General features: G+C 44.4%; 10 protein-coding genes and 1 pseudogene. 4 read left to right on the top strand and 7 right to left on the bottom strand.

Going from position 1 to position 12,609, the window contains the following annotated elements:
* Positions 1–65: 65 nt before the first annotated feature.
* From ACRRNK_RS12005 to ACRRNK_RS11985, 5 genes are all read right to left on the bottom strand, one after another.
* A complete protein-coding gene (locus ACRRNK_RS12005) occupies positions 66–1,565 on the bottom strand; it encodes a response regulator (RefSeq protein WP_433942988.1) in 1,500 nt (499 codons plus the stop codon).
* 11 nt (positions 1,566–1,576) lie between these two features.
* Positions 1,577–3,394 (bottom strand): cache domain-containing sensor histidine kinase, encoded by a 1,818-nt coding sequence (locus ACRRNK_RS12000; RefSeq protein WP_433942987.1) that lies wholly within the window; start codon positions 3,392–3,394, stop codon positions 1,577–1,579.
* A 33-nt stretch (positions 3,395–3,427) separates the two neighbouring features.
* Positions 3,428–4,261: a carbohydrate ABC transporter permease gene (locus ACRRNK_RS11995; protein WP_433942986.1), complete on the bottom strand. Its 834-nt coding sequence runs from the start codon at positions 4,259–4,261 to the stop codon at positions 3,428–3,430.
* 2 nt (positions 4,262–4,263) lie between these two features.
* On the bottom strand, positions 4,264–5,157 hold the full coding sequence (locus tag ACRRNK_RS11990) for a carbohydrate ABC transporter permease (protein WP_433942985.1): 894 nt from the start codon (positions 5,155–5,157) through the stop codon (positions 4,264–4,266).
* A gap of 87 nt (positions 5,158–5,244) precedes the next feature.
* Positions 5,245–6,549, bottom strand: coding sequence for an ABC transporter substrate-binding protein (locus ACRRNK_RS11985; RefSeq protein WP_433942984.1), 1,305 nt, complete (start codon positions 6,547–6,549; stop codon positions 5,245–5,247).
* 494 nt (positions 6,550–7,043) lie between these two features.
* Between ACRRNK_RS11985 and ACRRNK_RS11980 the strand changes: the two genes are divergently transcribed.
* Complete coding sequence (locus tag ACRRNK_RS11980; RefSeq protein WP_433942983.1) at positions 7,044–9,515, top strand: glycosyl hydrolase; 2,472 nt, start codon at positions 7,044–7,046, stop codon at positions 9,513–9,515.
* Positions 9,512–9,640 (top strand): hypothetical protein, encoded by a 129-nt coding sequence (locus ACRRNK_RS11975; RefSeq protein ID WP_433942982.1) that lies wholly within the window; start codon positions 9,512–9,514, stop codon positions 9,638–9,640. Before ACRRNK_RS11980 ends, ACRRNK_RS11975 begins: the two co-directional genes overlap by 4 nt.
* Before the next feature lie 99 nt (positions 9,641–9,739).
* Here the strand turns inward: ACRRNK_RS11975 and ACRRNK_RS11970 are convergent, their stop codons facing one another.
* Together ACRRNK_RS11970 and ACRRNK_RS11965 are read right to left on the bottom strand one after the other, a co-directional pair.
* Entirely contained in the window at positions 9,740–9,952 is a 213-nt protein-coding gene (locus tag ACRRNK_RS11970; RefSeq protein WP_433942981.1) for a helix-turn-helix domain-containing protein, read from the bottom strand.
* Between the two features lie 9 nt (positions 9,953–9,961).
* Positions 9,962–10,429 carry a DUF2975 domain-containing protein gene (locus ACRRNK_RS11965; protein ID WP_433946876.1) on the bottom strand — a complete coding sequence of 156 codons (468 nt, stop codon included), beginning with the start codon at positions 10,427–10,429 and terminating at the stop codon, positions 9,962–9,964.
* A 254-nt stretch (positions 10,430–10,683) separates the two neighbouring features.
* Here ACRRNK_RS11965 and ACRRNK_RS11960 point away from each other — a divergent pair, with 254 nt between their 5' ends.
* Positions 10,684–11,514: an AraC family transcriptional regulator gene (locus tag ACRRNK_RS11960; RefSeq protein ID WP_433942980.1), complete on the top strand. Its 831-nt coding sequence runs from the start codon at positions 10,684–10,686 to the stop codon at positions 11,512–11,514.
* A 98-nt stretch (positions 11,515–11,612) separates the two neighbouring features.
* Positions 11,613–12,605 (top strand): annotated as a pseudogene (locus ACRRNK_RS11955) (aldo/keto reductase).
* The last annotated feature ends 4 nt before the right edge of the window (positions 12,606–12,609 follow it).

Below are 12,609 nucleotides of genomic sequence, written 5' to 3'. Positions count from 1 at the left end.
GATAGCGAACTACCACAAGTCCTCATTTACTTGACAGACTCTATTTCCAGCAGCTCTGACGGCGTTCAGCGGGAAATTAAGCCTGACTGTCTGGAAATCTGCTTGTACGTATTGGGTGTTACACCTACAATACGCTTGAAAAGCTTATTGAAATAGGCAGGATCTGCATAGCCAACCTCTGCGCCAATACTGTGAATTTTCATACCGGGTTCTGTTTTAAGAAGATGCTTTGCCCTCTTAACACGGACTTCAATCATATAATCCGTTAAGGTCATGCCCGTTTCTTGTTTAAACAACTTACTTAAATAGCTTGGGGTTAAGAAGACCATTTGAGCAAGTTCATTAAGATCGGCCTGCTGATTATAGTTGGCGGATATCCACTGTTTTACGGTCTCCACAGCGTTAGCCCCCATGCCCATCCGTTTAGTCCGAATCTCTGAGAACATGGAGAGGAACGCATTCATGAACTGATGCTCCAATTCGGTATAAGTCATGCATTTAAGGAGGATTCGCTCAAGCTCGTCATACGAACGATAAATGAAGTCAAACTCTTGCAGCTCATTGGCAGAGGTCTCACGAATCAATTGAGCATAAAGGAGGTAGGACTCAGGTGTGGCTTGCTCGGACTTTAAGATGAGGAGCCCTTCCTTAATCCATTTCATGACGTTTTCGAGATTAAGAATTTGCAGCTCATGAATCAGGTCTGATCTGTTGCTGGCTAACCATTCAAGGATATTGGAGGGGGTAGTCTCCAGGTCTTGAATGTTGGCGATATACAAGTAGGAATCACTATACACCCCCCGATCACAAGCTTTCTTGGCTTCCAGGTAGGCCGGGTACAGATTAGACAGATCGGTATAGGAGCGGCTTATTCCAATATGAAGAGTGGGCCTGGTTGGAACGGAAGAAATTATCGAATTACAGAACGACCTAAGCTCGTGATCGGTAAGCTCTTGATCAGAATAGCAGATGAGAACCTGCATTCGATCCTGTAGTTCCAATTGATCGACAAGAATTGGAAGATTCTCATGCAGGATACTCAGATTATCAGTTCTGCTCATCTTTATGGCAATAAGGGTGAATAAGGAACGAGGCATAACAAGCTCAGGCAGAAGGTGAGGGGAAGTGGTTCTGCTGAGCAGAATAGATAACAGCATTCCCCGTCGCTGCCGATCTTCTTTGAACCTAGCTGAGGCTTTCTCCTGATTGAGCCGGTACAGCAGTTCGAACAATTGATCCTTATTTATAGGCTTTAATAAATATTCAACAGCTGAATATTTGATCGCTTCTCTAGCGTAATTGAAATCCGTAAAGCCGCTCATCAGAATGGAACGAATTTGAGGGTGACTTTCTTTGAGTTCCCGAATTAATTCAAGACCGCCAATTTGGGGCATCCGAATGTCTGTAATGACGACATCAATTTCTTCGAGATTAAGTTCATCAAACACCTGCTGGCCATCCGAGCAGCAGGCAGTAATGAGGAATTCAGTATTTTCTTTTTGGATCATACGGGCAAGCCCTTCGCGAATTAAGACCTCATCATCTACAATCACAATACGCAGCAAAGTGATTCCCCCTAATCTGTATCGTTCATCTGTGCTGTCTTGGACAATCCTTCAATCCGAAGTGTAACGACGGTGCCAGCTCCGGGAGTACTATCTACTTGAAGACCATATGAATATCCATAATGGAGAGAGATCCGTTCATTCACATTACGAAGGCCAATTCCGAATCGCTCTCCCGTGTCAGAGGTTCGAAGACTACGATTGAGAGCGAGAAGGGTGTCCGGATCCATCCCAACTCCATTGTCAGCCACCGAGAAGACGGCTGTATCTTCCTCATTCCAGGCCGAGATGGTGAGAAGACCGGGCCCTACCTTTTTCTCCAAACCGTGAAATACCGCATTCTCAACAATAGGCTGGAATACCAGCTTAAGTACAGGAAGATCAAGAAAAACGTCAGGCACGTCAATGATTAGCTCAAATTTCCCCGGAAAACGAATCTGTAGGAGTTGAAAGTAATTCCGCACATGTTCAAGCTCCTCAGCGATCGTAACCGTCGCTTCACTGCGGACAATACTGTATCTCATCTGCAGACCAAGCAAGTAGGTAAGCTCCGCAACGCGGGGGTCTTCATTACTCTCCGCAAGCATCCGGATGGATTCGAGCGTGTTATATATGAAGTGTGGATTAATCTGGCTTTGAAGGGCACGCATATCTGCTTTTTGTTTGCGCTTCTCGGTAAGAGAGACCTCTTCCAGCAGATCTTTAATCCGGGTAATCATCCGGTTGAACTGACCGCCCAGCAGCCCGATTTCATCATTATATTTAGGGTTAAGGGAGACCCCGAGATTCCCCCGCTGAACTTGCTTCATTAAGCGTACCATGGTTTTCAAAGGCTTGGTAAGCGCGTAAGAAATTACAGTAGCTACGCATAAAGCGAAGCCAATGATAATTAAGGTTGTAACAATTAAAGCCGACCGGTTCTGTTCAAAGGATGACAGAATGTGACTTAGCGGAATGTTAACAATGGTAGTCCAACCAGTCACAGGAGAGACGGTATACACCGTCAAATAGGTCCGACCACCGATTTCCGATTGAAATGAGCCTTTGGAAGACTTGATTTGCTTCATCAGACTCCCTAACTGCTTCGAGGGGTCAAAGCTGCTGTTCTCGCTGGCAAACAAGAGTGCTCCCTTGTCATCAACAATAATGGAACTGCCGCGTGTAACTTGGTTCACAGGGTCCAATATCTTCTTGAACATCCGGGTATCCGTATCAAACACGATAATTCCGATATCTTTGAGTGTGCTGGCAGACTTTACAGTGCGAACAACAGTGAATACTTCCCTGCTTTCATTCAGATTGACTCGGATCGTATGCTTACCTGTAAGTATCGCTGAAGATCCATTAGTCCGTATTAAATTATTCCATTGCCGAACCTGCTCAAAGGGGTAGAGTTCGTTGATTGTCGTATTCTTGTCGTAGAATGCGGAACCGAATTTATCGACAAGATAGACGGCGGTAATCTCTTCCTTGGTATGACTAAGATAACTAAGAAACATAGAGATACTTACGTTCTTATCCCAATTTGTTCCTTTTTGTTCCAGGTAATACTGAACATCCTTGTTATATAAAGGTAGGACGGTATATCTCTTCAGATCGGCAACATAACCGTTAATGGTATTAGAGACATTGGTTGTCATTTGGGCGGCATTATTCGTTGCATTTTGAAGAACTGATTCAAGCATAGACTGGGCAGAAAGATAACTTACATAAGTGATCGGCAGAGAAATCAAAAAGATAAAAATGACGATCAGCTTTTTTTGCATGGAAAGGTTGGCAAGAAACAACCATCCTCGGTGCAGGGCAGCACGTATTATAGAGAATTTCACTTCGAAGCCTTCCTTTCCATCCCTGTATGACTGTTACTTCACCGCGCCGCTGGTAACTCCCTCGAAAATATATCGCTGAAGGAAGATGTACAGAATCACAGTTGGCAGTAAAATGACCAGGATCGCAGCGCAAATCAAATTCCAATCGGCCGAATTGACACCTTGGAAACGCATAAGGACGGTGGTCACTACGCCAAGACTTTGTTTTGGCATGTATAAGTATGGAATATACATGTCGTTGTAGATACTGATCGTCTTCAGAATGACCAGAGTAGCGGTCGCTGGCGTAAGCAAAGGGAATATAACTGACCGGTAGATTTTAAATAAAGAAGCTCCTTCGACCATGGCAGCCTCATCTAAATCTACGGGAATGTTCCGAATGAACTGCAGATACAAGATGATCTGGATTACATCGGCACCTATATATAGAATGATAGGCGCTCCAAGAGTATTGTACAACCCCATGCTTTTGATAATACCAAAGGTAGCAACCTGAGTAGTAATACTTGGAATAATGGTAGCTACGAGATATGCGCCAAAAACAATCGGCTTCAGCTTGAAACTGAATCGTCCGAGAACATAGGCCACCATCGTTCCGAACAGAATATTGAGGGCCAGGGTAATCACAATGATAATCAGAATGTTACCGAACCCACTAAATAAATGACCCCGTTTGAACACGATCATAAAATTATCGAAATTGAAAAAGCTCTTGGGCAAAGCCATCGAATTACTGCCGTTAAATTCATCCGTAGACTTGAATGCATTCACGATGACCACGTAAGGAGGGAATAAGACCACGAATACACCAATGAGCAGAGTCACATATTTAATAAGATCTATCGGGCGAAATTTGGAATGTTCCATAGCTATTTGTTACCTCCTCTGTTAAGTACAAGCTGCTGGATCAAGAGGACAAAGACGACGAAGAACAGCAGAATAATACTCATGGCTGAGGCAAGCCCATAATTGTTAAATGCAAAGGCCGTCTCGACAACCCGCTGTACATAAGTCTGACTGGCTCCGGCAGGACCGCCCTTGGTCAGTACGAAAGGAAGATCAAATACTTCAAGAGCACCGGTAACGGTTAGGAACAGGTTCAATTGAATAACAGGCTTCATATTAGGAAGTGTGATTCTCCATAAAGTCTGCATAGAGTTAGCGCCATCAATCTTCGCAGCTTCGAAAATATCCCTAGGAATTGCTTGTAGCGAAGCAATATAGATAACCATATTGTATCCCATAAAGCGCCATAATCCTGTAGAAGCCAGGGAATAGTTGACTAGACCTTCTTTTCCGAGCCAGCTTGTATCAGCGAGACCAGACAGGCCAAGATTGCCGAGCAGCAGGTTGAGGGAGCCATTCGTTGTGTCAAATACATAACCGAACATGAAGGCAACCGCAACTCCGTTCATGATATAAGGAAGGAATAACAGAATACGGAAGAAATTCTTCCCGCGAAGTCGATTGCTTAGAACAACAGAGAAATAAATCGCGATAATGTTCTGGACGACACCCATAACGAAATAAGCAAAGTTATGCTCAAACACCTTGAATATGTCCGGATTGCTGAATACCTCCCGATAGTTAGCCAATCCGACCCATGGCTTCTCAGGACTGTATCCGTCCCAGTTGGTGAAGCTATAGTAGATGAGCTTGATTGCCGGATAATAGGTGAACATAGCCAGTAGGAGTAGAGGGATGGTCAGGAAAGAGACGATAATTATGGTTTTTTGCTTATTGTAGGACATAGTTCCAAACATGATCAGACCTTCTTTCTCGCATCTTCAGGTTTTAAATGAAAATGGATTATCTGGAGGAGATAATCCATTTTCATATGTGTGACTAATTTATTTCTTCACTTCTTTTCTTGCTTTGGCCCACGCAGCATTCCATTTGTCGAATACTTTTTGAGGATCGGAAGCGAGTACGAATTCCTGAGCAACCGCTGGGATATCGAGCTGTGCTTTATTGGTAATGTCAGTAACTACCGCATCATCAGGTGTACCTTCCTGAAGCTTCACGCCCCCGGATTGGAACTCTTTCAATTGAGAAAGCTTGGATTCCTTGTCCTTGAGAGGAGGGATAAATCCTGCAAAGTCCTCATAACCGGAGTCTTCAATCATCCATTTTACAAAAGCCTTCGCGGCATCAACATTCTCGCTATCTTTGGCAACGGCATAGAAGTTATCAGCGCTCAAAGACGCTGAAGGTTTGCCTGAGTTATCATAAGGCAGTGGGAAGAATCCAACGTTATCCGAGGTTGTTCCGGCTCCGATGACCTGATTGATTACCCAGTTGCCCAAGAAGTACATTCCGAATTTGCCAGCAGCGATATCTTTCTTGGACTGTTCCCAGTTCGTAGAGTTGATATCCTTCTCCAAATAGCCTTTCTCGTTCAGCTCACGCAGCAGGCTCATTGCCTTGCCGTAACCGTTGTCCATTGTGAAAGGTGTATCGGTGTTCAGCTTCTCATTCGGGAAGTTAGGGTTATTCTCGATAACACGAGGAAGATCATATACCCAGCTGTTGAGCGGCCATTTATCTTTGAAGTTCGAAGCCAGTGGAACGATGCCCTTTTGCTTCAGCTTCTCACACGCTGCCAGGAATTCATCCCAAGTTTTGGGAACCGATGTAATGCCTGCGTCAGCAAATGCTTTTTTGTTATACACGATTCCTGAAGTAGCGTTACCTGTTGTAAGTCCGTACACTTTACCGTCAAAGGCTCTGAAGTCTTTAAAGGTAATCTTGTCATTGAGTCCTAAATCATCTAGAGGAGCAAAGTATTTAGGCAGATCTGAATTTGGAATGCTCGGGATGAACATGACGTCAGGCAACTCTTGACTGGCCATTCTTACTTTAGCTTGTTGGTTGTAGTCGGTTTGAGAACCTTCAAACTCGACTTCGATATTCGGATATTTCTCATTGAAGCGTTTGAGATAATCGTCGTATTCCTTACCGATCATATCTGTACGATTGGTTAGAAATGTGATCTTGCCGCTAATGTCGGCGCCTTCACTTTTCGTTGTCGTTGAAGTGCCAGGGTCCGTCTTAGTGGCAGTATTGCCACCTGAACTATCGGAGCCGCAGCCCGACAGCAGTAAGGACATAACCATTACCATAGATATCCCGGATGAGAGTAGCTTTTTCTTCAATTAATTCGCCCCTTTTCGTTGTTTGTTAGCGTTTACATTGTCATTATATAGCTGACTTGAAAATGATTTATAGGTACTCAATTGCGATTTATTGTTCTGAATTATCCTGTTTGTATGCATTCAGGAATGCCGTGTTACATGGCTATAACAAAATACAACGAATCACAACTCAGTGCAATAAATAGCGGACGGTTGAGTACCAGGATGCCAATCTAAGACAACAGTAATTAGAAATCTATGACCTTGTCTTAAATCATTAGCGGAGGACCAACTTAATCTATTAATGAAGATAAGACAGTTATATAAAAGCCAATACAATCCCTGTTTTTATCAAAATGGGCTTGCTAAAATCTCTATTAAACCGCTTACAATTCAATGATGGGGCGATTTTCCTTATTTAACTGTTGGACAAAGGAGGGAAGAGAGAGGCGAAGATGTGGATTGAACGTTAGAAGATTTCATTATTAAACTTCTACATCAATGAGGAGGTAGTTATGAAGAAATTTCAGAAAGCATGGATCACACTGCTCACCGTTATCCTTATCATGTCGGTTATGTCACCGGCGCTGGCTGCAAGTGGGACGAAGCGGGCTGGGAATGTGGCTGAATCCCCTAAGAAAATAAATCTTGCGGATTCACAAGCTACAGCTAGTACTCGCTCCCTATTTGTATACCTGCAAAGTATAAGGGGAAAGCACACCCTGTTCGGTCAGCAGCATGCGACCGATGAGGTATTGTCAGCGAAGACAGGAACAGGTCCTGCTTCCGATACCAAGAGCGCGGCGGGCGATTATCCCGCCATGTTCGGCTGGGATACACTTAGTCTGGAAGGCCTCGAGAAACCCGGATCAACATCGAACACCCCTGCACAGAACCGGGATAATCTCGTGAAGAGCATGAGACAGGCCTATGATATGGGCGGTGTGCTAACACTCAGCTCTCATATGCCTAACTTTGTGACAGGCAAAGATTTCTATGATACCAGTGGAAATGTAGTAAGTCACATTCTGCCTGGTGGTGACAAGCACGCGGAGTATAATGCTTTTCTGGATAAAATCGCAGATTTCGCTAATCATCTGAAGGATGCAAAGGGAAATAACATCCCGGTCATCTTCCGACCTTTCCACGAACAGAATGGGGGTTGGTTCTGGTGGGGAGCACCTTATGCGACGAAGGAACAGTATATCGAAATCTATCGTTATACAGTTGAATACTTACGGGACATTAAGGGGGTACATAACTTCCTCTACGCTTTCTCCCCGGGCAGTCCATTTAACAACATGGATGCTGCCTATCTGAAGACTTATCCTGGAGATGACTATGTGGATGTTCTAGGATTCGATACGTATTATGACGGCAGCAATCAAGGCTGGTTCGATACTGTTGTGGATGATGCGAAGCTCATCTCGAAGCTGGCGGATGCCAAAGGGAAGGTGGCCGCATTTACTGAGTTTGGATACTCCGGTGTGAAGCCGACAGGAACCGCGGACAAGAACTTTTATACCAAGTTGATTCGTGCTATGCAGTCTGATCCGGGTGCGATTCGTATGGCATATATGCTAACCTGGGCGAATTTTAACTACGATTCTATTTTTGTGCCCTACCGGAATTCTTCTAAGTACGGGAATCATGAGCTGCTCCCTGACTTCGTTAATTTCTATAAAGATCCTTATACCTACTTCAGCCGCGATCTGAAGAATGTATATACGAACAAAGCAACTACAACTAAAGAGAATCCCTTCATGCTCATCGTCTCTCCAACAGGACAAGAGACCATAAAAACAAATACCACCACAATCCGGGCCAGAGTTCTGAATGAGAAGGTGTCCAAGGTGGTCTATTCGATCGGAAATTCATCGGCCGAATATCCCATGACACTTGCCACAAACGGCATGTATCAAGCCGAATGGCGACCGTCCCCGGAGCTTAATGGTAAAGGGACTGAGCTTACCGTGAAGTCCTACGCAAAGAATAAGACTGTGCTTAAGCAGACAATCACGGTATATGTGGGTATTCCGGAAATCACGCTTAAGACGATATCTTTTGACAAAGGGATCGATGAGGTACAGAACAATGGAACATGGCCAACTACTATGGAATCCGGGTTCTCCTACACTAAGCTTGGAGATGATGGGAAGCTTCGGATTGATGTGAAGAATATGGTGGGGACAGACTCGTGGCAGGAACTGAAGATCGGGCTGCCTAAGCTCACAGCAGGTGATCTTGGGAATGTGAACCGCGTCTCTTTTGACGCATGGATTCCATTGTCCGCAGGGTCGAAGAATCCAGATGCGAATCTGCATGGAGCGGCCGAACTGCCCCCGAGCAGTTCAAAGTTCGAGACCAAAGCTCCAGTTAAGCTAAAGGATCTGAATACCGTAACCGTGAATGGAACAGTCTATGGCAAATATACGGCGGAGATTGATCTTACCGATGAGAAGCTGAGACAAGCTGCAACGGGGCTTTCCATTGCGCTAATCGGCAGCGGTCTTGATTATTCAGGACCTGTCTATGTAGATAATATTCGCTTAATCAATGCTTACACGGGAGAGTCCACCGACCCTTATCTGGTAGATAACTATGAAGGCTACAAGGGTAGTGATGATCTGCTCCGCGCCGCATATAGTCCGAACGGAGATGCCAACACGATCTCACTTGCTGCTGATCACAAAGCTGCCGGGGATTATGGATTGAAGTTCGATTATACCTTGGCTGGACAAGGCTATACAGGAGTAACGCTCAATTTGGGAAGCCGTAACTGGTCATCTAAAGACAAGCTGAAATTCTGGTTAGAGCCTGATGGGAAGAACAAGAAGCTCGTAATCCAGGTTAAGGCTAATGATGTCTCATTTGAGTATTATCCTGCATGGCAGATACAGCGCCGCGCTGGGTGGAGATTCCTTTCGAGGATTTCGTGGTGGCTTCTTGGGACACCAATAACGCAGGGAAGAAGCTGGATGCAGTGAATGCAGCCAAAGTACAAGCGTTCTCAATCTATGTGAATGCACCAGCTGAAGAAGCCTATACCAAAGATAATCCTTTCAAAAGCACAATATATGTGGATGGAATCGAAGCCAGATCATCCAAATAAATAGATCTGATATGAATGGGTAAGGAATGTTCTCAGCAGTTGGCTCCAATACTGCTTGAGGGCATTCTTTCCTTTTTGTTCAAGGACAAAAAGAAAGGATTAGTCCTTGTCGCTTTTGTACTCCAAAATATCGCCTGGCTGACAATCCAAAGTCCTACATATTGCTTCTAAAGTTGAAAAGCGAACCGCTTTTGCTTTTCCATTTTTCAGAATGGAAAGGTTCGCCATAGTAATTCCAACCTTTTCTGAAAGCTCCGTTACACTCATTTTTCGTTTTGCCAACATCACATCAATATTAATAATGATTGCCATATTTCCACCTCAGACCGTCAAATCATTTTCTGCTTTTATATTAATCGCTTCTTGTAAGAGTCTTTTAAGAACAGCTGCAAAAACGGCGATAACCATCGAACCAAAAATGATGATGAGTCCCACAAATCCGATAGGTGGGTCAACTTTTTTCCCTATAAAATGAAAGAGTGGCATACCTAATACGTACCAACCACTTATTGTTATTGCACAATACTTTATGTTTCTTAATGCCTGGACAGATAAGTCTGAGAACGCTGTGTTCTCGTCAATATATCGCAAAAGGTTAAAAGCCTGATAGAGAGCAAAGTAAAAAGGCACAGCCGCTCCATACAACAAAATTAAAACGAGAGATTTTAAATAAACAATGCCTGGATACAATTCTCCAGCAAAATCCCCGATTTTAGGAGCCAAAAATATACAAAATGCAAGAACAGGGATTCCGATAAGGATAACAGCTAACTTTAAAAAGAACGGCATTACTTTATTCAAAGTAGCACCTCACTTGATTTAATGATACAGTAACTTTATTACAAAATATATCGTTTTACAATAAATAAATATTGTTTTTTATTAAATTTCTACGAAAGTCCAAACATTCCACGTAGATACGAATGTGCCCCAAAATGCGAACATTGTAGCTGAGTCCTATATAGCAGTACTGGGTGAAACCAGACCTGTATTGTGTTACTATGACCGTAGAATGCTGGCTACAGAAGGGAATAACGAGAAAGATGGCTATTTTCCACTATAATCCGGATCGATCTCCAAATGAGGATAAAGAAATATACCTTTCTTATTGGGGAAAGGAGAATTGTACGCCGGGTCATTCTTTCGGCCCTGGGGTTAGAGAGGTCTACAAAATTCATTTTATCCATTCAGGTGTTGGGATGGTCAGAGTGGGGCGTATGACTTACAAGCTGACTGCGGGTCAGGCCTTTCTTAGCTTTCCCGGCTCAGTTATCTACTACCAGGCGGATGAGAATCAGCCATGGACATATTCTTGGGTTGCCTTTCATGGCCGAAGGATTGAGGAGTACCTGTCACGCACTCATCTAACTCCAGATGAGCCTGTATTTCCTATGGACACACGACTGATGCCCGATCTGTATAATCTGCTCAACGAGGCGGCTGATCACCCCACTAGTCAGGACCTGAGATTGTTATCTGTCATGGCCGATTTCTTGTCCGTTCTGATCGAGGCTGCGCCTGCTTTCTCAAGCATACAATCCTATCCAAGTAACAAAGATGAATATATTCATCGATGTCTCGAATTTCTTCACAGCCATTACAGTGAGAACGTCTCAATGGCTATGTTAGCTTCAAATCTCGGTCTTAACCGAAAGTATTTATCGACCATCTTCAAGCAGGCTACCGGTGTGCCGCCAAGTCAGTATCTCCTCCGATATCGGATGGATCGCGCCTGTGGGCTTCTGAGGAAGGGGAAGTACACCATTAGCGAAGTGGCTGCTTCTGTTGGATATCCAGATGCGCTGCTGTTCTCCAAAATGTTCAAAAAAATGTTCGGGGTCTCCCCCAAACATTACAAATCGTCTTCTCAATAAATAAGACTTCATTCCATATTTAACAGCCTTCCTGACATGGGAATCCCGTTCATACTAAGCTATAGTATGTCTCATATACTCTAGGTGGAGGCGAGAACATGTCTTATCAAGCAAGTCAGGAACGTTATGAATCTATGACATATAACCGCAGCGGTACAAGCGGGCTTAAGATTCCTGCAATCTCACTTGGTTTATGGCACAATTTTGGCGGAATTGATACATACGAGAACGGACGGGCCATGGTAAGAAGAGCCTTTGACCTTGGCATTACGCATTTCGATCTGGCCAACAACTATGGACCACCTGCCGGATCGGCGGAAGTCTCCTTTGGGAGAATGCTGCAGGATGACTTCGCATCTTATCGGGATGAGCTGATTATCTCGACGAAGGCCGGATATTACATGTGGCCAGGGCCTTATGGAGATTGGGGTTCGAAGAAATATCTGGTCTCAAGTCTCGATCAAAGCTAAAAGCGTATGGGGCTCGATTACGTGGACATATTCTATCATCACCGTCCTGATCCCGATACGCCGCTTGAAGAAACGATGTCCGCGCTAGATTTGGTCGTTCGTCAAGGAAAAGCGCTGTACGTCGGATTATCTAACTATGGACCTGAGGAGACCCGCAGGGCTTCAAAGATTCTGAAGGAACTCGGCACGCCTTGTGTAATCCATCAACCTAGCTATTCGATGCTGAATAGATGGATTGAAGAAGGGCTTCAGCATGTTCTAGATGAAGAAGGTATCGGTTCAATCGTGTTCTCACCGCTTCAGAAGGGAATATTGACAGACCGTTATCTTCATGGAGTCACTCCTGACTCACGCGCAGCAGGTCCGAGTGTATTCCTTCGCACAGAGGATATTACAGATGAGGTCATGGGGAAGGCGGCAAGGCTAAATGACCTTGCGGCTGAGCGGGGACAGAAGCTGTCCCAGATGGCACTCGCCTGGGTTCTTCGCGGAGGCAGAGTTACTTCGGCATTAATCGGGGCAAGTAAACTAAGCCAGATCGAGGATGCCGTAGGAGCACTGAGCAATTCAGAATTTACAACGGATGAACTGAAGGTAATTGACGACATTCTTAGTTCTTAATAAT

This window comes from Paenibacillus sp. SN-8-1, from assembly GCF_050995535.1.
Lineage (GTDB): Bacteria > Bacillota > Bacilli > Paenibacillales > Paenibacillaceae > Fontibacillus.
The sequence above is the reverse complement of the archived record's forward strand: the minus strand, read 5'-3'. Positions and strand labels throughout refer to the sequence as shown.

Coding starts and splice junctions, on each gene's coding strand:
- ACRRNK_RS11995 (WP_433942986.1), bottom strand. CDS start 4,261: ATGGAACATTCCAAATTTCGCCCGATAGATCTTATTAAATATGTGACT.
- ACRRNK_RS11990 (WP_433942985.1), bottom strand. CDS start 5,157: ATGTTTGGAACTATGTCCTACAATAAGCAAAAAACCATAATTATCGTC.
- ACRRNK_RS11980 (WP_433942983.1), top strand. CDS start 7,044: ATGAAGAAATTTCAGAAAGCATGGATCACACTGCTCACCGTTATCCTT.
- ACRRNK_RS11970 (WP_433942981.1), bottom strand. CDS start 9,952: ATGGCAATCATTATTAATATTGATGTGATGTTGGCAAAACGAAAAATG.
- ACRRNK_RS11965 (WP_433946876.1), bottom strand. CDS start 10,429: ATGCCGTTCTTTTTAAAGTTAGCTGTTATCCTTATCGGAATCCCTGTT.
- ACRRNK_RS11960 (WP_433942980.1), top strand. CDS start 10,684: ATGGCTATTTTCCACTATAATCCGGATCGATCTCCAAATGAGGATAAA.